Origin of the sequence: Psychroserpens sp. S379A (assembly GCF_049800755.1) — a bacterium.
Taxonomy (GTDB): Bacteria; Bacteroidota; Bacteroidia; order Flavobacteriales; family Flavobacteriaceae; genus Psychroserpens.
In genome coordinates this window covers 164,909-184,408 of record NZ_JBNAFQ010000003.1, presented here as the reverse complement: position 1 = coordinate 184,408, position 19,500 = coordinate 164,909, and the positions used below count along the sequence as shown (strand labels likewise).

The following is a 19,500-nucleotide window of genomic DNA, read 5'->3' as shown; positions in this document are numbered from 1 at the left end:
TTACAAAGATGCATAATATTTTTAATCTATTAAACTGCAAAATGATGTAGTTATTGCATTACACTTGTATAAGTCTAAAATAGTTTGCTATTTTTACATAAATCTTTTGCATGTCTGTAAAAAAGTACATTCCTAATTTTGTTACACTTCTTAATTTGTTCTGCGGAAGCATTGCAGCAATATTTGCCGTTTATAATAATTTTGTGGCTGCTGCATTTTTTGTTTTTCTCGGAATTTTCTTCGATTTTTTTGACGGACTTTTAGCTAGAAAGCTAAACGTGCAAAGTGCTTTAGGCGTACAGTTAGATTCTTTAGCAGATATGGTTACTAGTGGATTGGTTCCTGGTATTGTCATGTTTAAATTAATGTCTATGAGCATGAATGTTCCAGAAAAGGTAACTGAAACTCAATGGAGTTCTGAGACAATGTTAGACCTTACATCTATAAGTCTATTGCCATTAATAGGTTTATGCATTACATTAGCTTCGGCTTACCGATTGGCTAAATTTAATATAGATGAAGACCAACAAACCTATTTTAAAGGCTTGCCAACTCCAGCCAATACTTTACTCATCATATCATTGCCTTTAATTGTTGAATTTCAGAATAACGTAAGTTTTAATTTGTTGATCTCAAACCAATGGTTTTTAATAGGAATAACTATAGTAAGTTGTTATTTACTTAATTCAAACATTAAGCTATTTGCGTTAAAATTTAAAAACTTTGGGTTTACAGATAATAAATTTCGGTACATTTTAATTAGTATAAGTGTACTTTTTATGATTGTGTTTCATTTTATTGCAATTCCATTAATCATCATACTTTACATCGTACTTTCAGTAATTAAAAATCTTACAACTAAATAATTTATTTCTATGTTAGAAGTCATTTTTACATTATTAATGCTTGTGTTGCTTCAGGCAGTATTAGGATTTGATAACCTGCTTTATATTTCTTTAGAATCAAAAAAAGCACCTTTAAGTGACCAGAAACGTGTTAGAAAAATTGGGATTTTAATTGCTATTGTACTTAGAATCGTATTGTTATTTGTGTTGGTATCTATTATTGATTTCTTTCAAGAGCCTTTCTCATGGTTAACAGGTAAGATTGGCGACGTATTTCATTTTGCATTTAATGGTCACAGTTTAATTGTACTTGCAGGAGGTGCTTTTATCATCTATACAGCTATAAAAGAGATCTGGCACATGATTGGGAAAAGCAATTTTGAAGAAGACCTTAATGGTAATCAAGACAGTAGGAAATCTTCAAACGCAGTGATTACTAGTATTGTGATTATGAATTTGGTGTTTTCATTCGATTCTATTCTAGCTGCTATCGGACTAACAAGTGATATTGAAAACTCTACAACTGCGTTTGTCGTTATGGCTATTGCAATTGTTGCTAGCGGATTGCTTATGTTATTGTTAGCAGACAGAATATCAATATTTTTAGCAAAAAACCGAATGTATGAAGTTCTTGGTTTGTTTATTCTTTTTATTGTCGGAATCATGCTCGTAACCGAAGGAGGTCATCTGGCACATTTAAAAATATTTGGAAATGAAATTGTTCCAATGAGTAAAACGACCTTTTATTTTGTAATTGCTATTTTAGTTATTGTTGATATTGTACAAGGTCGATATCAGAAAAAATTGATACAAGAAGCAACAAAATCAAATAAAGAAAAATCCTAAACCGCATATTCCTTTTGTAAGTCCTGTTTGTATAGCTGAAACAATTTTAGAGAATTTTATTCAGAAATAGCAAGGCTGCAATTAATAATAAAACCTGTTAGGTTGGGCCGTAATTTTGAGCAACATCTAGTAATTATGACTTGATTAAAACATTTAAAAAGGAATTTGGGTTGTTGTTTTAGATTGCGATTTGCAAGATCAATTTAAAGAAACTCTTAATGGATTTGATGCTGTATTATGAGTTGAGTAATGAGCAACAAGAAAAGGTTTTAAAATTAGTAAAACAATTTTATGAAAATTAAGGTGTTTTTATACTACATGTTTATTTACATGTGTTTATACATTTTTAGTCTTTGTTTCAGTTATATTGAAGGTGACGATGCAGCAACAGTGATGTATCATCTTATGGGAAGAAAAGCTGAAATGCAGCCACCATATTCTTCTTATCATAGTATGTTTGATATAATTTTATCGGTTTTAGATGCAAAAAATGAACCTTTTATAAGAGGTTTTTCAATATGTATTTCCTTTATATTTGGTTTGTTGTCGTTATGTTTGTTAGCACACATCATATTTCTTAAAAACGGTAACAATCACAAACATAGTTTCTACGGATTGTTGCTACTGCCTTTTATTATTCCAGAAGTACTTTTTTCAAGCCTTTTAGTTAATCCTACCATGATTTCTATTTCAGGTTTATTGTTATCGCATATTTTTTTATTAAAATTTTTGAAAAATGGAAAATGGACGCATTTAACTTTTTCAGTTTTACTATTCGGATTAGGTGCTAGTTTTAGATGGAGCTGTGGCTTTTATTTATTCATTTTGTTTGGCGAATATATTTTATATCAAGCTAACGGTTTTAAAGAGGTTTTGTCTAAAATATTTTCAAAAAAAATGGTGTTTGTATTCCTAATGTATACATTATCTGTGGTTTTCTTTATTTACTTATCTGGATATTCTCCAACAGATATATATATGACCTATAGCGAAGGGAATTCTATTATGCAACGAAAAGAAACCTCTTTACTAAGTTTAGGTGCTGTTGCAATTACGTTTTTGACACCTGCATTAATTTTTCTATTAATAGCTGGTGTTTATTATGATTTTAAACATGCAACATATAAAAACGGTATTCTTTTTTTAATTGGTTTGTTTCCTTATTTGATAATTGGTTTGTATCCATCATATAAATATATGATTACATTAATTGTGCCTTTAATTTTGTTGAGCGTTTCAGGAATGAAACTAATGAATCATAAAGGAGGTAAAGTTCTAGTTATTTGTACAATATTCTTGCCTTGGATTATAGGTGTAAATGTTACTTCTAGTTCGGCTTGGGGACCTGGATTTGAACTCAAGAATAAAGTTGGAAATGAGTTAAGTATTGATGCAGGCTTCAATCCAGATAATTTTGTTAAATTAAATACAGTTGAATTGGTTTTTAAATCAGGAATGGCCATGCCAACTCTAGAAGGACCAAGACCATTGTTTGGTTTTTCATATTGCCTCTTTGAAGAATGGAAAGATTTTGTGTACGACTTAGATTTAAATAGAAATGAATCTGTCAATTATGCAATAGATAACAATCTAAGTATATTACAAGATGTACAACATAGTTATATGACCAACAAGTTGATAGAGTTGGGCTATATGACAAAACATAAAGCAAACAGAAGAATAAGATCTAGTAAAGTTAGAGATTTTGTAAAAGATACTGATACAGTAACCGTTAGTGTGTTAAAATCTAAAAACGAACTGTTTGATATTGAAAACATTAAATCTTTAAAGCTAAAGCAATCTGAAGTAGTTATATATACTCAGTACACAAATATTATTTCAAAATTGAAGACAAAATATAAAGAGAATTTTTCCCAAAAAAGCGCACATTGGGGCATTTTAAAAATCCCTTAAAACTCTAATTTCTTTTTACGCAGTTCAAAGTTCTGACCTAAGTAAACTTTTCTAACCATGTCGTCATTGGCTAATTCTTCAGGCTTACCAGCTTTAAGAATACTTCCTTCAAACATTAAATATGTTCGATCTGTAATTGCTAATGTTTCTTGTACGTTGTGATCTGTAATTAAAATTCCAATATTTTTTTTGGTAAGTTGTGCAATAATTCTTTGAATATCTTCAACAGCAACAGGATCTACACCAGCAAAGGGTTCGTCTAGTAAAATAAAATCAGGATCTGTAGCTAAAGCTCTAGCAATTTCGGTACGACGACGCTCACCACCAGATAATAAATCACCTCTGTTAGTACGAATATGTCCTAGGCTAAACTCTTCAATTAAGGATTCCATTTTATGCTCCTGTTCTTTTTTACTGAGTTTAGTCATTTGAAGCACGCTTAAGATGTTGTCTTCAATACTTAATTTTCTAAACACAGAAGCTTCTTGAGCCAGATATCCAATTCCGTTTTGAGCACGTTTGTACATTGGATAGTTAGTAATTTCAGTATCATCAAGATAGATATTACCACCATTAGGTTTTATGAGTCCAACAATCATGTAAAAAGAAGTGGTTTTACCAGCTCCATTTGGTCCAAGTAATCCAACAATCTCTCCTTGATTGACTTCTAACGAAACGTCTTTAACGACTTTTCTTCCGCTATAGGATTTCATTAAATTATCGGCTCTTAATTTTTTCATGATTGCTAAAATAGTAAATTAACTACGACTTACTTTTTCTTTATTATAAGTTTAACGCTCTTAGATTTACTGTTGATTTTCTAAGGCATCCCAATATTCATAAGCACGTCGTAAATGAGGTATCACAATTGTTCCACCAACCAAAGTTGCAATACCTAAAGCTTCAACAACTTCTTCTTTTTTAAGACCTTCTTTGTAGGTTGCTTCTAAATGATATTTAATACAATCATCACACCTTAAAACCGTAGAAGCTACCAATCCTAATAACTCTTTGGTTTTTTTATCTAAAGCACCTTCAGTAAAAGCGTTGGTGTCTAGATTAAAAATACGTTTAATAATTTTATTATTATCTGCTAGTATGGCATCATTCATTTTAGAACGATAGGCATTAAACTCTGAAACACTATTAGGCATGATTTTTTCTTTTTTTATTTAAGTTTTTTAATACAACTTTTGATATGTATATACTCACTTGGTATAATATTAAAATTGGAATAGCAACAATAATTTGGCTAGCTAAATCTGGAGGTGTAATTATAGCAGAAAGCACTAGGACAATTACCAAAGCAAACTTTCGGTATTTTTTCATGATTTGAGGAGTAACCAATCCAATTTTTGTTAAGAAATAGACAATAATTGGCAACTGAAATACTAATCCTGAAGCCAAACTCGAAGATCGTAATATTGAAATGTACGAACTAATATCAAACTCATTTGAGATTTCTGAACTTACACTATAGTTAGCTAAAAAATTTATTGATAATGGTGTAACTATATAGTAACCAAATAGCACACCAAGAAAGAATAACAAAGACGTAATAAAGATAAATCCTTTAGAGTATTTACGTTCACTGCTACGTAAACCAGGACTAATAAAACTCCATAATTGATAAACTACATACGGAAAAGCCAATACAAGTCCAGCAAAAATTGAGGTCCAAATATCTGCCGAGAACTGACCAGCCATAGTTCTACTTTGAATTTTAAAAGGAAACTCAGTAGCACAAAATGTTGCATCATTAATACCTATTAACTGCGAAGCTTTACATAACCATTTATAGGTAGGAAAGTCCATTCGCTTTGGCGCAAATATGATATGCTCAAAAACGAAGCCACTAAAAATAAAAGCAACAGTTGCACAAACTAAAATGCCTATAGTTATACGAATTAAATGCCATCTTAAGTCTTCAACATGATCTAAGAAAGACATCTCATTAGGATTGTTCTTTGCCATTATATGATACCTTCTTTAATTAAATCATGAATATGAATAACACCAGCATATTCTCCGTTTTTTTCAACTAATAATTGAGAAATACCATTTTCTTCCATAAGCTCCATAGCATCAATAGCCATAGCATCTTCATCGATACGTTTTGGATGACTTCCCATAATATCTTGAGCACTTAAATGAATAAAATCTTCACTTTTGGTTAGCATTCGTCTTAAATCACCATCAGTAATAATTCCTACAATCTTATTATTCTCATCAACTACAGCTGTAACACCTAGCATTTTTTCCGAAATTTCTACAATCACATTTTTTGCCGAAGTGTCTAATTTTACTTTAGGCTTTTCATTTACAGATGATAAATCACTTACTCTTAAATATAAGCGTTTTCCTAAAGCTCCTCCAGGATGGTATTTTGCAAAATCCTGACTTGAAAAACCACGAAGTTCTAACAAGCAAACCGCTAATGCGTCTCCCATTACTAACTGAGCAGTTGTACTTGTTGTTGGAGCTAAATTATTCGGACAAGCCTCTTGCTCAACAAATGTATTTAGTATAAAATCTGCTTGTTGTGCTAAAAATGAAGTGTCATTTCCAGTAATGGCTATCATTTTATTTTTAGCATTTTTAATTAGAGGCACTAAAACTTTAATCTCTGGAGTATTTCCACTTTTAGAAATACATATCACAACATCATCTTCAAGAATTAACCCTAAATCGCCATGTATTGCATCAGCAGCATGCATAAAGACTGCTGGAGTTCCTGTGGAATTGAGTGTAGCTACAATTTTATTAGCAATAATGGCACTTTTACCAATTCCTGTAATAATAACACGACCTTTAGAGTTGTAAATTAAAGATACAGCATGTGCAAAATCATCAGTTAATAAATGACTGAGATTAGCGATTGCATCACGCTCTAAATCAATAGTTTTTCTACCAGTTTCTAAGATAGATTGTATACTGTTCAAAATTAATTTTTTTTGAGTTTGATGGATTTAAAGAAATTGTTATCTTTAGTCTTATGCAAATGTATCAAAAATACTAATAGGGATTAATGAGTATAAAAGAAATTGATATACATTCTGCGCTTAAACAATACTTTGGTTTTTCAAATTTTAAAGGGCTTCAAGAGAGTGTCATTAAAAGTGTTGTTGCTGGTGAGGATGTATTTGTTATCATGCCAACTGGTGGAGGAAAATCATTATGTTATCAGCTTCCAGCGCTAATAAAAGAAGGAACAGCCATAATTGTATCTCCTTTAATTGCTTTAATGAAGAATCAGGTTGACGCGATTAGAGGTGTGTCAAATGAAGAAGGTGTTGCACACGTTTTAAATTCGTCATTAAACAAAACTGAAGTCAAACGTGTTAAAGAAGATATCACAAATGGAATTACAAAATTACTGTATGTAGCTCCAGAATCTCTTACCAAAGAAGAGCATGTTGAGTTTTTAAGAACAGTCACTATTTCATTTATGGCAGTAGATGAAGCCCATTGTATTAGTGAATGGGGACACGATTTTAGACCAGAATACAGAAATCTAAGACATATTATTAAACGTATTGGAGACAATATTCCAATTATTGGATTAACAGCAACTGCAACTCCAAAGGTTCAAGAAGATATTTTAAAAAGTTTAGATATTACTGATGCAACTACCTTTAAAGCGTCATTTAATAGACCGAATTTATATTATGAAATTCGCCCTAAAACGAAAAATGTAGATGCAGATATCATTCGATTTGTGAAGCAAAATGAAGGGAAGTCTGGTATTGTCTACTGTTTGAGTCGAAAACGAGTTGAAGAGTTAGCTCAAGTGCTTCAAGTTAATGGCATAAATGCTGTGCCTTATCATGCTGGTTTAGATCCTAAAACGCGTGTGAAGCATCAAGATATGTTTTTAATGGAAGATGCAGATGTGGTTGTAGCTACCATTGCATTTGGTATGGGAATAGACAAACCTGATGTACGTTTTGTAATTCATCATGATATGCCAAAAAGTATTGAAAGTTATTACCAAGAAACAGGTAGAGCTGGTCGTGATGGAGGAGAAGGACATTGCTTGGCATATTATGCTTATAAAGACATAGAAAAATTAGAAAAATTTATGTCTGGTAAACCTGTTGCAGAGCAAGAAATCGGACAAGCACTATTGCAAGAAGTTGTTGCTTTTGCTGAAAGTTCAGTATCTAGACGAAAGTTTATATTACATTATTTTGGTGAGGAGTTTGATAATGAAACTGGTGAAGGAGGAGATATGGACGATAATGTTCGTCATCCAAAAAAACAGCATGAAGCTAAAGCAGAAGTGATTACCTTATTAGAAACGGTCGATAAAACTAAAGAGAAATACAAATCTAAAGATTTGGTAAATGTTTTAGTAGGAACTTCAAATGCACTTATTTCTTCACATAAAACAGATACCTTACCATTTTTTGGTATAGGAAAAGATAAAGACAAACGTTACTGGATGGCTTTAATTCGTCAGGTTTTAGTGGCTGGTTATTTAAAGAAGGATATCGAAACCTATGGTGTGTTACGATTGCCAAAAGCAGGTCGTGATTTTATCGATTCTCCAACATCTTTTATGATGACCGAAGATCATGTGTTCGATGAAACTTCAGATGATGGAATTATTACTGCGTCTAAAGGAGGTGGAGGTGTTGCTGATGAGAAATTAATGACGATGCTTAAAGACCTTAGAAAGCGCAATGCTAAAAAATTAGGAGTGCCACCATTTGTTATTTTTCAGGACCCTTCTCTTGAAGACATGGCTTTAAAATATCCGATTACTATTGATGAGTTAAGTCATGTTCATGGTGTTGGAGAAGGAAAGGCTAAAAAATATGGAAAAGACTTTATAGCACTAATAGCTACTTATGTTGATGATAATGATATTTTAAGACCTGATGATTTTGTGGTTAAAAGCACAGGATCAAATTCTGCAATTAAGTTATATATCATTCAAAATGTCGATAGAAAATTACGTTTAGATGATATTGCCTCTTCTAAAGGAATGGATATGTCTGATTTTATTAAAGAGATGGAAGCTATTGTGTTCTCTGGAACCAAACTCAATATTAATTATTGGATAGATGAAATTCTTGATGAAGATCAACAAGAAGAAATTCACGACTATTTTATGGAATCTGAAACCGATAAGATTTCTGAAGCTGTTGATGAGTTTGATGGTGATTATGAAGAAGAAGAACTCCGATTGTTTCGCATTAAGTTTATGAGCGAAGTGGCTAATTAGAACCTTGTTTTAAGCAATATACAACCTTATTTTTATAAAGAGTTATAAATTTTACATATAAATATTTTTAAAAGTAAGGAATCCTAACTATATTTGTATCGCAATATTGCAATAATTTAAAGTTTATTAAAATGAGAAAATCAATTTTTTATCACGCAGGATGCTCTGTTTGTGTAAGTGCAGAGCATGACATTATTAATTTAGTAGGATCAGATAATGTTGAAGTTGTAAACATTGGAGAAGAACGATCAAGAATTTCAGAAGCAGAACAAGCTGGAGTTCAATCTGTACCAGCATTGGTAACACCAAACGGAAACACATTGCATATCAATTTTGGTGCCTCTATAGCAGATGTTAAAGGCTAATCTTTAATTTAAATAGTTAGGGATCCTAATTTAAAATCAATAATACAATTTAATTATGAAATCTATACAAACATTAATTATAGTAGTATTACTTATAAGTCAAGGTCTTATCTCTAGTGCTCAAGAACATAAATATAAATCTGATGATTTTATCATTTCGAAAGTAGAAGTGAAACATCAAAACGATTTGGGTATAACAGTTTGGGAAATATCTGTAAACGGAATAGCTGGACGAACAGTGCCATCAAAAATTGGTAAATTAGATGGCGCTGAGGTGTTAGGTTATGTTTTTCCAACGTCATTAAAATCAACAGATGTAGGTTTTAATCAAACAGAAGGTATTGTTGCACTAGCATTAACCTCTCATCCCGATTTTGACGATACGCCTTTATGGGACGAAAATAGTGATCAAGTATATGATAATGATGGAGTTGTTTGGCATCCTCATTGGGTAATACTTCATAAAGATGATCGAGTTGCTGGAGGTCTTTCGGTAAAACAATTTAAAAAGGCTGACGATACTGTGGTTTTACCTCCAACAAATCCAGGAATGCCAATGTATATGGATTCTCCTGGTTATCCTGTGATGACGAGTACAAATACAATTAAAGTTATAGTGCCAGATTACAGAATAAATAACAGAACAGATTTTAACTACGATGGTGTTTCGGCTTTTATGAAAGTGAATACGAGTAATAATGAATTACCAATGTTAGGTGTGTACGACGTATTTAGTGTGGCGAGCGAAAACTTATCATTACCATATAAAGTAAAGCAATAAGTTATGAAAGTTTCAGTTTGGGATACCTATGTTCAAAGAAAGGATGGCAAAACAATGCATTTTGATATTCTTGTACCAAGCATCTTAAATGATGAAGAAAAGATCTTTCAATATGGGAATCAGTATTTATCTAGTAAATCTTTTGAAACGGATGAGTTAAATTCTAAAAAATGCAACTTCTGTCATATAGAAAAAGCTTCAGAAGCTGTTATAAATGAGATAGTCAAACAAGGCTATTCAATAATCGAAATGGAAAATTGTCATTAATTTAATTAGGATGACTAACTTTGCCTGTCGACCAAAATTCGGCAGGCTTTTTATATGATGAACAAAAGTATTTTTAATCCTAGTTATCAGCAGAACAATCTTCCTAGTAAGATTGTAGCTGGTCTTGAACGTATATCTGAAGTCTTCAAAATTTTACTTTGGGAAAAAGCGAAACAAGTTGGATTAAGTCCAATACAAATTCAAATTTTAATTTTTATAGCCTATCACAAACAAGAACTTTGTAATGTAAGTCATTTGGCTAAAGAGTTTAACGTTACCAAACCAACAATAAGCGATGCCATTAAAATTCTAAATAAAAAACAATTAATTCTTAAAGATTATTCGTCTAGTGATAGCAGAAGTTATACGATTCATGTTTCTCAATTAGGAAAACAAGTTCTTTCTCAAACTTATGATTTTGCGTCACCTTTAAAACATCAAGTAGATACATTAGAACAAGAAGATTTAGAAAGTGTTTTTAAAACCTTAAGCGAATTAATTTATAAATTAAATCGAAAAGGAATTTTAACAGTACAACGCACATGTTTTGGATGCAAGTATTACCAAAAACAAAATGATTCAGATTATTGTAATTTATTAGAAAAGGAATTACTAAATACTGATATACGATTGGATTGTCCTGAGTTTGAAGAAAAAATCTAATTATTCTTCCTCGTCATTTGATTCATAAACCGAGAATTCAATAACTTCTTTTTTGCTAGTTAAAATAAGCTGTTTCAAGTTAGAACGCTTTATTTTTGCAGCATCAGTTTCTTCAATTTGAAAATCAATTTTAGAAATACTTCTGTTAGATACATTAGAATGGTCAGATTCTAATTCTACCATATCAGACTCTAAAAGCAATTCAAAATCATGACCAATCACTTTAAGTTGTGCGCCTTTATTTGTTTTTATATGAAAGGTTCCAACAATAACAGTTTGTAAAAAATAATAACCGCCTAGCTCATTTAAACCAGCATACAACACGTTAGAATCAGAAATGGCAAAGGGCTCATGTTCTATATCATTAATAATGGCTTCTGTATGGTCGTCTACATGAAGTTTTTCCATTGCTCTCGGATTTCCAAAAGCGGCTTTTAATTTGGTAATAAAACTCATAGAGTGGAATTTTCGGTAAAATTAGGTTTAATATTTACGAGTACAAAATTAGAGTGTATTTCTTGAATCGCAATTCGAAAATCCTAAATCATTGTGTATCTTTGCACCTCAATTTAAACAAAACACAATGCAAGACGGTTTATACGCAAAATTTAATACTACAAAAGGCGAAATTTTAGTCGCTTTAGAATTCGAAAAAACGCCAGGAACAGTAGGTAATTTTGTTGCTTTAGCTGAAGGTAATTTAGAAAATTCAGCAAAGCCACAAGGAAATCCTTATTACGATGGATTGAAATTTCATAGAGTAATTCAAGATTTTATGATTCAAGGTGGTTGTCCGCAAGGAACAGGAACAGGAAATCCAGGTTATAAATTTGATGATGAGTTTCATCCAGATTTAAAACATGATGGACCAGGAGTTTTGTCTATGGCAAATGCTGGACCAGGAACTAACGGAAGTCAGTTTTTTATAACGCATGTCGAAACACCTTGGTTAGATAATAATCATACGGTTTTCGGAAAAGTAAAAGAAGGACAAGAGGTTGTTGATGCTATTGCTCAAGGTGATGCAATTGAAACCTTAGAGATTATTAGAGTTGGAGCAACTGCTGAAGCTTTTAATGCTATTGAAGCGTTTAGAACTTTTGAAGGCGCACGCGAAAAACGTGTTGCTGCTGAACGTGAAGCTGCTAAAGCTGAATTAGATAAGTTGGCTTCAGGATTTGAAGAAACAAAAAGTGGATTGCGTTATCAAATCATTCAAAAAGGTGAAGGTAAAGCAGCGGAAGCTGGTAAAATGGTATCAGTACATTATAAAGGTCAGTTAGCAGATGGAACTGTATTTGATTCGTCATACAAAAGAAATGCGCCTTTAGATTTTCAAGTTGGAGTCGGACAAGTGATTCCTGGTTGGGACGAAGGTATTTGTTTACTTAATGTAGGCGATAAAGCACGTTTGGTAATTCCTAGTGATTTAGGTTATGGTTCTGCTGGAGCAGGAGGAGTTATTCCACCAAATGCGACTTTAGTTTTTGATGTGGAGTTGATGGATGTAAAGTAAGTAGCGAACCAATTTTGCAAAGCAAAATTGAGTGAGTCACTTATACTGAGCTTGTCGAAGTATCTTTTGATTTTTAAAACTATTAATATTGAACTTGTTTCAGTATCTCATAGCAAATAAAAAAGCACCTTTACTAAGGTGCTTTTTTATTTGAATACTATTTTATTCAGCTTTTGCATGACCACTTCTAATATATGAAAACCGTTTCTTAAACCTAAGGAAAAACGATTCAAAATAGGTATATGATAAGCTAGACATTAGTATGGTTAAAGCCAAACTCAGTGGATATAAAATCCAATTTGTGCTAAAATCTAACGATAAGCTTATAGACAGCGCTAATACAATACCAATGGGATGGTACATGTATAAACCATAAGATATAGAACCAAGATAATTCAAGATTTTATTTTCTAATGATAGTTTAATCTTATCATTAACTGAAAAATTAAGAATGATTATTCCAAAGAATACAGAGTAAAATTCATAGTGAAAATTAGGAATGCGTACACCTTTTATCATCAAAATAGAAACGATAAGAATTGAAGCATAAAACAAATCATTTCGTAATAGGTATTTTAAAAATCGATGCTTTTGAAAAAGAAGAATAGCATAGATACCACCAATTGCCATACAATCAATAGGAAATGAATTCCAAAATGAACGTAATATTTTGTGGTGAGGAATAAAACTAGCAAACGAGGTTGTAAAAAAGAACTTAACAGCGAGATAAATAATGATAATGGCAAACATTAATACAACGCGATATTTTTTTATATGTTTTAGAAGTACTGGCCAAACCAAATAGTATTGTTCTTCGGTTCCTATAGACCAAGTATGAGACGCATAAGGAACAATTCCGTATAAAGAAAGCACTAGATTTGGTAAGAAAAAAACATACAAGAGTAATTTCCAAGATAAATTTGAATAAATAACATCTTTACCATAATTAGGTAAAATGAAAATGTCTATGTTCGGAAGTACTAAAAAAGCTAAGAGAATAATGAAGAAATATAAAGGCCATATACGTAATATTCTACGCATGTAGAATTTAGAAATACTTATTTTTTTAATTGTCTTTTCTTCAACCAATAATAAGTAGGTTATTAAAAAACCACTAAGCACAAAAAATAAAACCACTCCAAGTTTTCCAATAATTCCAATAAAAGGAATCTTAACTTGTGAGTTAGCAACACCATAGATTACTTTAAATTGTTCGATGTGATGTATTAATACTAAAAACGCAGCTATAAACCTCAATCCATTTAAGTTTGGGAAATAGATGTTTTCTTTTTTCATTTCTTATTTGTGCGTAACTGTAAGCGTTTTAAAACAAACGACCTTTCAAGCATTAAGTTTATATCGAATTAACGCAGTACCAATTTACTAATAATGTCTTTGCCTAAAGCTTCATTAAGCATCTGTATGATTTTTTCTTTTCCATAACTCAGTTCTTCACGCAATACGCTAGAACTCAATTGTACATAAAGCGTGCCGCGCTCTAAAACAATATTTGTGGTGTAATTGTTGACGCCATTTCCCATCATTTTAGCCCAAGCCTCTCTAACATTGACTTTATCTAAACCAGTTTGAAGATTGTTTGCATCAACAAACTCTTTTAAAATATCACTTATCGGTAAATGTTCATTATTGCGTTTTGCCATGAGAGTTTAGTCTAAGTTAAAAGCTTCGTACTTTTTATAAAGGTACATATCTTTATTAGCGTTTATGATTAATAATTGATCTTTATTAGCATTTAAAACTGTTTCTTTCCAACTAGCATAAGGCGTAGTGTATAACAAATGTAAGCTGTCATTTTCAATTTTAATGGTAATACCTTCTTTATCTGTTGAAGTTTCATAAGTTCCAGATAAATTAGGCTTTAATTTGGTTCTAAATCCTGTTAAACTATCTGAAATTTCAATATAATCTACAGTATCATTATAAGTATAGCTTTTTTTGGTTCCGTTAGAAAGCGTCACTTCTTCAATTTCCCAGTAACCATTAAGATGAGGTATAAAAGAATTCGGATTTTTCGAACATCCAAAACAGATTCCTATTAAGACGATAAAGCAAAGTAATCTTTGTTCTTTTTTCACAATTTAAAAATTTTATACGATTGATGAATTTGCTTGACTACATTTTCAGTCCGTTCAGCATGTGTGTCACTTATAAACAACTGACCAAAATTTTCGTTATCAACCAAACTGATAATTTGTGCCACACGTTGTTCGTCTAATTTATCAAAAATATCATCTAAAAGCAGTAAAGGCGTAACACCATTTTGCTGTTTTATAAAATCGAATTGTGCCAGCTTCAACGCAATTAAAAAGGATTTTTGCTGACCTTGACTTCCAAATTTTTTAATAGGATGTGTTTCAATTTCAAAACTTAAATCGTCTTTGTGAATTCCAACACTTGTATACTGTAAAGCTTTATCCTTATTGATGCGTTGTAGTAAAAGCGTGTTTAAGTCATTTTCAAACAAATCACTTTTATACACTAGATTAACCTGTTCATTTTTATTACTTATCGCTTCATAACGTGCTTTAAAAATAGGAATAAAAGCCTTTAAGAATTCATGTCTTGTTTTAAAAATTTCAGAGCCAAAAGTGTGTAATTGTTCATTGTAAACCTCAATAGTTTGTTGATTGTAAGTATTGTTGAGCGCAAAATATTTTAAAAGTGCATTACGCTGAGAGAGCACTTTATTGTAGTTAATCAAATTGTTGAGATACACTTTGTCACTTTGTGAGATAACACTATCTATAAATTTTCGCCTAGTGTCACTGCCTTCAATAATTAAGTCACGATCTGCTGGAGATATGATAACTAATGGAATAAACCCAATATGATCGCTAAATTTATCATAAGCTTTTCCATTGCGTTTAATCATTTTCTTTTGTCCGCGTTTAAGAGACACAATAATTTTTTCAGTACGTTCGTGTTTGTCAAAAATACCATCAACCACAAAAAAATCTGCATTATGATTAATGTTTTGTGTGGCTATTGGATTAAAATAACTTTTTCCAAAAGACAAATGATATATAGCATCTAGAACATTAGTTTTCCCAACGCCATTAAAGCCAACAAAGCAATTTATCTTGTTGTCAAACTCAAAATCCTGACTTTCAAAATTCTTGTAATTGACCAAGCTGAGGGTTTTTAAAATCATAAAACAGACTGGAATATTCGTATTTAGGTTTAATCTCTAATAAGAAGAAGTAAAAATAACAAATAATTTACCTTTTAATTCCCAATAAAAATTTTATTTTTGCGGGCACAAATAAAGAATTATGGCAACTTATAAGAAAAGAGGTTACAAACCAAAAACAAAAGTTGAAAAAGTTGAAGCTATTGAAGAAAACTCAACAACTGCTGAAGTTTTTAACACCTTAGATGAAGGTGCTTCTAAAGCTGAAGATTGGGCTGTTAAGAATCAGAAGAATATTTTTATAGTCGTTGGTCTTGCTGCTGCTATTGTTTTAGGATACTTAGGTTACAATAAGTTTATTGCAGAACCAAAAGCGAGTGAAGCTATGAACGAAATGTTTACTGCTCAAAAATATTTTGAAGAAGCTGTAAACGGAACTGCTAAAGATTCATTATATAATCTAGCCTTAACTGGTGGAGAAGGAAAATATGGTATGCTAGATATCGTTAATGAATATGGAAGCACTCCAGCTGGAAACTTAGCCAATTATTATGCTGGAATGGCATATTTAAATACTAAAGATTATACAAATGCTGTAAAGCATTTAAGCGACTTTAAAACAGATGATGCTGTTTTAGGACCTGTTGCTCAAGGTGGAATTGGAGATGCATTCGTACAATTAAATCAACCAGAAGATGCTCTTAGTTATTATGAAAAAGCAATTGCTGCTTCTTCAAATGAATATACAACACCAATGTATTTGTTTAAAGCTGCTAATGTGGCTTTAGGTTTAGGACAATCTGAAAAAGCATTGGGTTATTTTAAAAGAATAAAAGAAGAATTTTCAAGCGCTTCTGAAGCTACTAATATTGATGTATTTATAGGAAGAGCAGAAGCAAAGAACTAATATGGCAACTGCAAACCATAACTTATCAAATTACGATAAAAACACAATCCCAAACGCGAAAGATTTTCGGTTTGGGATTGTTGTTTCAGAATGGAATGATACCATTACTAACGGACTTTACAAAGGTGCTTTAGATGCCTTGTTAGATTGTGGTGCATTACCCGAAAATATTATTAAATGGGATGTTCCAGGAAGTTTTGAACTCATTTATGGATCTAAAAAAATGATTTCTCAAAATGTTGATGCAGTCATTGCTATTGGATGTGTGATTCAAGGCGAAACGAAACACTTCGATTTTGTTTGCGATGGTGTTACACAAGGGATTAAGGATTTAAATGTAACATCAGATACTCCTGTGATTTTTTGTGTGCTTACCGATAATAATCAACAACAATCTATTGATCGCTCAGGTGGTAAACATGGTAATAAAGGTACCGAAGCTGCTATTGCTGCTATTAAAATGGCAGAGTTACGCAGAAAGTAAGTATTGTACTAAGTATAATTCTTAACTTTCCTAACTTTCCAACTTTATAACCTTCTACATTTCTAGTTGTTAACAATTTTTAGGTTTTCTGAAGCCTTTATTCCTTGTAAATTCAGTACTTTTGAATATAACATCTATAAGGTTTTGTAGTGAATTTATTTCAGCAACAAAAAAACAAACGCTTTAGTTATACTCCTAGACATCTAAGGGAATCTCAAGACAGTTCAGATAAAAATATCAAGTCGCAATGGGAAACCATTAGAAGTCAGGGGAAATCTAAAAGTAAACCTGCAAACAAATTAGTAGTATTATTAATTGTTTTAGGAATGATAATTGTTGTTTGGTTTATTTTAAATCATTACGAAATATCATAATTATGGGAATTTTAAACACACGCAAGAACAAAAAGTACAGTTATACGCCTCGTTATTATAAAGGCGAAGGCAATCCGTTTGAGCTTAAACATAAGTTTGATGAGTATCGTGTAACGGCTTCTAGCAATAAAGGTTTAAAAACAAAACTCAATAATGCTTTAGATGATTATAAATACAATGAAGATAAATCTGGAGCTAATAGACGAACCATGATTATTATCGGAATTTTAATTTTAGTATTCTTGTTTATCATAGATTTTGACCTTACAATATTCTTTCCAAATCGCTAATGGCAGACATCATTCAACTTTTACCAGATCATGTTGCTAATCAAATTGCAGCAGGCGAAGTCGTACAACGTCCAGCTTCAGTAGTTAAAGAATTGCTTGAAAATGCTATTGATGCAGAGTCTCAGCACATTAAACTTATTGTAAAAGATGCTGGAAAAACTTTAATTCAAGTAATTGATGATGGTAAAGGAATGAGCACTACTGATGCGCGTTTGAGTTTTGAACGTCATGCGACCTCTAAAATTCGTTCTGCCGAAGATTTATTCAGCTTAAATACAAAAGGTTTTCGTGGTGAGGCTTTGGCAAGTATTGCTGCCATTGCTCATGTAGAATTGAAAACCAAACGAGATGACGATGAGCTTGGCACTCAAATTGAAATTGAAGGTAGCGACATCAAATCTCAAGAGGTTGTTGTGACGCCTAAAGGGACTTCAATAGCTGTAAAACACTTGTTTTTTAATATTCCTGCACGACGAAATTTTTTAAAATCGAATACTGTCGAATTACGACATATTATTGATGAGTTTCATCGTGTTGCCTTAGCGCATCCTGATATTGCTTTTGTGATGTTTCACAACGGAAGCGAAAACTTTAACCTTCCAAAGAGCAATTATAGACAACGTGTGGTGAATATTTTTGGAGGAAAAACCAACGAGAAATTAGTACCTGTTGAAGAAGAAACCGAAGTTTTAAAAATATCTGGTTTTGTAGGTAAGCCTGAATTTGCTAGAAAAACAAAAACTGAACAATTCTTTTTTGTCAATAATAGATTTATAAAAAGTGCATATCTCAACCATGCGATTAATGCTGCATTTGAAGGGTTGTTAAAAGAAGGAAGCCATCCAAGTTACTTTTTAAACTTAACGGTCGATCCAAAAACGATTGATATAAATATTCATCCGACTAAAACTGAAATTAAGTTTGACGATGAGCATACGTTATATGCTATTTTGCGGTCTTCGGTTAAACATAGTTTAGGACAGTTTAATATTGCGCCTGTTTTAGATTTTGATCGTGATAAAAATCTAGATACACCTTACAATTTTGAAGGAAAACAGGTGTCTAATCCAACGATTGAAGTTGACAGAAGTTATAATCCGTTTCAGGAAGAAAAAATATCTGAAAGATCAGGTAATTTTTCAGCATCTTTTAAGAAAGAACCTGTTGCAAACTGGGAAAGCTTGTATGTTGGATTAGAAAGTAAAAGCACAAAAACAACTCCTCAAGACTTTAGTGAAATTGAGTTAGAGAGTCAACCAGAGAATGTGTCACTTTTTAATGATACGAATGCTGTTGAATCGACTCAAACGACTTATCAATTACACAATAAATATATTATTAGTACGATTAAATCTGGAATGTTGATTGTAGATCAACATCGAGCACATCAACGCATACTTTATGAAGGTTTGCTAAAACATACAACTGTTAAAGAAGCTGTAAGTCAGCAATTATTATTTCCGTTACAGTTACAGTTTTCATCTTCTGAGATGGAATTGCTAAAGCAATTGAAAGAAGATTTAGAACACACAGGTTTTGTGTTTTCAAAGTTTGAAACTAGTAGTATAGAAATTACAGGTGTTCCAGTAAACGTTCCTGAAAGTGAAGTGTCTATTATTTTAGAACAGCTCATTAGTGATGTTGAGCAGGAAGTACCAGATAGTAATTTTAGTGCAACCGATTTACTAGCTAAATCATTATCAAAAAGTTTAGCTATTAAATCTGGACAATCGTTAACAAGTATAGAACAAGAACATTTGGTCAATAGTTTGTTTGCTTGCAAAGCGCCTTCAGTGTCACCAAGTAATAGAACGACGTTTATAACGATGAGTGTTGATGATTTTGATAAAAAATTTATGTAAAAATT

The 19,500-nt window shown here is 31.8% G+C and carries 23 protein-coding genes; 14 read left to right on the top strand and 9 right to left on the bottom strand.

Going from position 1 to position 19,500, the window contains the following annotated elements; all coding sequences use genetic code 11:
• Window positions 1-110: 110 nt before the first annotated feature.
• From ACP15M_RS10005 to ACP15M_RS09995, 3 genes are all read left to right on the top strand, one after another.
• Window positions 111-866 (top strand): CDP-alcohol phosphatidyltransferase family protein, encoded by a 756-nt coding sequence (locus ACP15M_RS10005; RefSeq protein WP_425077071.1) that lies wholly within the window; start codon window positions 111-113, stop codon window positions 864-866.
• Between the two features lie 9 nt (window positions 867-875).
• Window positions 876-1,691: a TerC family protein gene (locus tag ACP15M_RS10000; RefSeq protein WP_425077070.1), complete on the top strand. Its 816-nt coding sequence runs from the start codon at window positions 876-878 to the stop codon at window positions 1,689-1,691.
• A gap of 330 nt (window positions 1,692-2,021) precedes the next feature.
• Window positions 2,022-3,605 carry a hypothetical protein gene (locus ACP15M_RS09995; protein WP_425077069.1) on the top strand — a complete coding sequence of 528 codons (1,584 nt, stop codon included), beginning with the start codon at window positions 2,022-2,024 and terminating at the stop codon, window positions 3,603-3,605.
• Here ACP15M_RS09995 and lptB read toward each other — a convergent pair.
• The 4 genes from lptB to ACP15M_RS09975 form a co-directional block, all read right to left on the bottom strand.
• Entirely contained in the window at window positions 3,602-4,345 is a 744-nt protein-coding gene (lptB, locus tag ACP15M_RS09990; protein WP_425077068.1) for an LPS export ABC transporter ATP-binding protein, read from the bottom strand. The genes ACP15M_RS09995 and lptB overlap by 4 nt on opposite strands.
• Window positions 4,346-4,411: 66 nt before the next feature.
• Window positions 4,412-4,759 (bottom strand): carboxymuconolactone decarboxylase family protein, encoded by a 348-nt coding sequence (locus tag ACP15M_RS09985; RefSeq protein ID WP_425077067.1) that lies wholly within the window; start codon window positions 4,757-4,759, stop codon window positions 4,412-4,414.
• Window positions 4,752-5,579, bottom strand: coding sequence for a twin-arginine translocase subunit TatC (gene tatC / locus ACP15M_RS09980; protein WP_425077066.1), 828 nt, complete (start codon window positions 5,577-5,579; stop codon window positions 4,752-4,754). Before tatC ends, ACP15M_RS09985 begins: the two co-directional genes overlap by 8 nt.
• Window positions 5,579-6,547, bottom strand: a complete 969-nt coding sequence (locus tag ACP15M_RS09975; RefSeq protein WP_425077065.1) for a KpsF/GutQ family sugar-phosphate isomerase — start codon at window positions 6,545-6,547, stop codon at window positions 5,579-5,581. Before ACP15M_RS09975 ends, tatC begins: the two co-directional genes overlap by 1 nt.
• An 86-nt stretch (window positions 6,548-6,633) precedes the next feature.
• Here ACP15M_RS09975 and recQ point away from each other — a divergent pair, with 86 nt between their 5' ends.
• The 5 genes from recQ to ACP15M_RS09950 all read left to right on the top strand — a co-directional run bounded on the left by recQ (window position 6,634) and on the right by ACP15M_RS09950 (window position 10,911).
• Window positions 6,634-8,835 (top strand): DNA helicase RecQ, encoded by a 2,202-nt coding sequence (recQ, locus tag ACP15M_RS09970; protein WP_425077064.1) that lies wholly within the window; start codon window positions 6,634-6,636, stop codon window positions 8,833-8,835.
• A 131-nt stretch (window positions 8,836-8,966) separates the two neighbouring features.
• Window positions 8,967-9,200, top strand: a complete 234-nt coding sequence (locus ACP15M_RS09965) for a thioredoxin family protein (protein WP_425077063.1) — start codon at window positions 8,967-8,969, stop codon at window positions 9,198-9,200.
• A gap of 55 nt (window positions 9,201-9,255) precedes the next feature.
• Complete coding sequence (locus ACP15M_RS09960) at window positions 9,256-9,981, top strand: hypothetical protein (protein WP_425077062.1); 726 nt, start codon at window positions 9,256-9,258, stop codon at window positions 9,979-9,981.
• A gap of 3 nt (window positions 9,982-9,984) precedes the next feature.
• Complete coding sequence (locus ACP15M_RS09955; protein WP_425077061.1) at window positions 9,985-10,248, top strand: DUF2024 family protein; 264 nt, start codon at window positions 9,985-9,987, stop codon at window positions 10,246-10,248.
• A 54-nt stretch (window positions 10,249-10,302) separates the two neighbouring features.
• Window positions 10,303-10,911, top strand: a complete 609-nt coding sequence (locus tag ACP15M_RS09950; protein WP_425077060.1) for a MarR family transcriptional regulator — start codon at window positions 10,303-10,305, stop codon at window positions 10,909-10,911.
• On the opposite strand, the gene ACP15M_RS09945 is transcribed toward ACP15M_RS09950, so the two are convergent.
• Window positions 10,912-11,367, bottom strand: a complete 456-nt coding sequence (locus ACP15M_RS09945; protein WP_425077059.1) for a hypothetical protein — start codon at window positions 11,365-11,367, stop codon at window positions 10,912-10,914.
• 127 nt (window positions 11,368-11,494) lie between these two features.
• Between ACP15M_RS09945 and ACP15M_RS09940 the strand changes: the two genes are divergently transcribed.
• A complete protein-coding gene (locus ACP15M_RS09940; protein ID WP_425077058.1) occupies window positions 11,495-12,427 on the top strand; it encodes a peptidylprolyl isomerase in 933 nt (310 codons plus the stop codon).
• 162 nt (window positions 12,428-12,589) lie between these two features.
• Here the strand turns inward: ACP15M_RS09940 and ACP15M_RS09935 are convergent, their stop codons facing one another.
• The 4 genes from ACP15M_RS09935 to recF form a co-directional block, all read right to left on the bottom strand.
• On the bottom strand, window positions 12,590-13,723 hold the full coding sequence (locus tag ACP15M_RS09935; RefSeq protein WP_425077057.1) for an acyltransferase family protein: 1,134 nt from the start codon (window positions 13,721-13,723) through the stop codon (window positions 12,590-12,592).
• A gap of 68 nt (window positions 13,724-13,791) precedes the next feature.
• Window positions 13,792-14,088 (bottom strand): DUF721 domain-containing protein, encoded by a 297-nt coding sequence (locus tag ACP15M_RS09930; RefSeq protein ID WP_425077056.1) that lies wholly within the window; start codon window positions 14,086-14,088, stop codon window positions 13,792-13,794.
• A gap of 6 nt (window positions 14,089-14,094) precedes the next feature.
• The gene (locus tag ACP15M_RS09925; RefSeq protein ID WP_425077055.1) at window positions 14,095-14,523 is read right to left on the bottom strand and encodes a lipocalin family protein; all 429 of its coding nucleotides are present in this window, start codon (window positions 14,521-14,523) and stop codon (window positions 14,095-14,097) included.
• On the bottom strand, window positions 14,520-15,599 hold the full coding sequence (recF, locus tag ACP15M_RS09920) for a DNA replication/repair protein RecF (RefSeq protein ID WP_425077054.1): 1,080 nt from the start codon (window positions 15,597-15,599) through the stop codon (window positions 14,520-14,522). The genes ACP15M_RS09925 and recF overlap by 4 nt, the downstream gene beginning before the upstream one ends.
• Before the next feature lie 121 nt (window positions 15,600-15,720).
• Between recF and ACP15M_RS09915 the strand changes: the two genes are divergently transcribed.
• The 5 genes from ACP15M_RS09915 (at window position 15,721) to mutL (ending at window position 19,495) form a co-directional block, all read left to right on the top strand.
• Window positions 15,721-16,485 carry a tetratricopeptide repeat protein gene (locus tag ACP15M_RS09915; RefSeq protein ID WP_425077053.1) on the top strand — a complete coding sequence of 255 codons (765 nt, stop codon included), beginning with the start codon at window positions 15,721-15,723 and terminating at the stop codon, window positions 16,483-16,485.
• Window position 16,486: 1 nt separating this feature from the next.
• Window positions 16,487-16,969, top strand: a complete 483-nt coding sequence (gene ribH, locus ACP15M_RS09910; RefSeq protein ID WP_425077052.1) for a 6,7-dimethyl-8-ribityllumazine synthase — start codon at window positions 16,487-16,489, stop codon at window positions 16,967-16,969.
• 149 nt (window positions 16,970-17,118) lie between these two features.
• Window positions 17,119-17,343 (top strand): hypothetical protein, encoded by a 225-nt coding sequence (locus ACP15M_RS09905; protein WP_425077051.1) that lies wholly within the window; start codon window positions 17,119-17,121, stop codon window positions 17,341-17,343.
• A 2-nt stretch (window positions 17,344-17,345) separates the two neighbouring features.
• Complete coding sequence (locus ACP15M_RS09900) at window positions 17,346-17,633, top strand: riboflavin synthase subunit beta (protein ID WP_425077050.1); 288 nt, start codon at window positions 17,346-17,348, stop codon at window positions 17,631-17,633.
• The gene (gene mutL / locus ACP15M_RS09895; protein ID WP_425077049.1) at window positions 17,633-19,495 is read left to right on the top strand and encodes a DNA mismatch repair endonuclease MutL; all 1,863 of its coding nucleotides are present in this window, start codon (window positions 17,633-17,635) and stop codon (window positions 19,493-19,495) included. Before ACP15M_RS09900 ends, mutL begins: the two co-directional genes overlap by 1 nt.
• The last annotated feature ends 5 nt before the right edge of the window (window positions 19,496-19,500 follow it).

Bases quoted from the DNA above. Each gene is read 5' to 3' on its own strand.
- ACP15M_RS10005 (WP_425077071.1), top strand. From the start codon at position 111: ATGTCTGTAAAAAAGTACATTCCTAATTTTGTTACACTTCTTAATTTG.
- ACP15M_RS10000 (WP_425077070.1), top strand. From the start codon at position 876: ATGTTAGAAGTCATTTTTACATTATTAATGCTTGTGTTGCTTCAGGCA.
- ACP15M_RS09995 (WP_425077069.1), top strand. From the start codon at position 2,022: ATGTGTTTATACATTTTTAGTCTTTGTTTCAGTTATATTGAAGGTGAC.
- lptB (WP_425077068.1), bottom strand. From the start codon at position 4,345: ATGAAAAAATTAAGAGCCGATAATTTAATGAAATCCTATAGCGGAAGA.
- ACP15M_RS09985 (WP_425077067.1), bottom strand. From the start codon at position 4,759: ATGCCTAATAGTGTTTCAGAGTTTAATGCCTATCGTTCTAAAATGAAT.
- tatC (WP_425077066.1), bottom strand. From the start codon at position 5,579: ATGGCAAAGAACAATCCTAATGAGATGTCTTTCTTAGATCATGTTGAA.
- recQ (WP_425077064.1), top strand. From the start codon at position 6,634: ATGAGTATAAAAGAAATTGATATACATTCTGCGCTTAAACAATACTTT.
- ACP15M_RS09965 (WP_425077063.1), top strand. From the start codon at position 8,967: ATGAGAAAATCAATTTTTTATCACGCAGGATGCTCTGTTTGTGTAAGT.
- ACP15M_RS09960 (WP_425077062.1), top strand. From the start codon at position 9,256: ATGAAATCTATACAAACATTAATTATAGTAGTATTACTTATAAGTCAA.
- ACP15M_RS09955 (WP_425077061.1), top strand. From the start codon at position 9,985: ATGAAAGTTTCAGTTTGGGATACCTATGTTCAAAGAAAGGATGGCAAA.
- ACP15M_RS09950 (WP_425077060.1), top strand. From the start codon at position 10,303: ATGATGAACAAAAGTATTTTTAATCCTAGTTATCAGCAGAACAATCTT.
- ACP15M_RS09945 (WP_425077059.1), bottom strand. From the start codon at position 11,367: ATGAGTTTTATTACCAAATTAAAAGCCGCTTTTGGAAATCCGAGAGCA.
- ACP15M_RS09940 (WP_425077058.1), top strand. From the start codon at position 11,495: ATGCAAGACGGTTTATACGCAAAATTTAATACTACAAAAGGCGAAATT.
- ACP15M_RS09935 (WP_425077057.1), bottom strand. From the start codon at position 13,723: ATGAAAAAAGAAAACATCTATTTCCCAAACTTAAATGGATTGAGGTTT.
- ACP15M_RS09930 (WP_425077056.1), bottom strand. From the start codon at position 14,088: ATGGCAAAACGCAATAATGAACATTTACCGATAAGTGATATTTTAAAA.
- recF (WP_425077054.1), bottom strand. From the start codon at position 15,599: ATGATTTTAAAAACCCTCAGCTTGGTCAATTACAAGAATTTTGAAAGT.
- ACP15M_RS09915 (WP_425077053.1), top strand. From the start codon at position 15,721: ATGGCAACTTATAAGAAAAGAGGTTACAAACCAAAAACAAAAGTTGAA.
- ribH (WP_425077052.1), top strand. From the start codon at position 16,487: ATGGCAACTGCAAACCATAACTTATCAAATTACGATAAAAACACAATC.
- ACP15M_RS09900 (WP_425077050.1), top strand. From the start codon at position 17,346: ATGGGAATTTTAAACACACGCAAGAACAAAAAGTACAGTTATACGCCT.
- mutL (WP_425077049.1), top strand. From the start codon at position 17,633: ATGGCAGACATCATTCAACTTTTACCAGATCATGTTGCTAATCAAATT.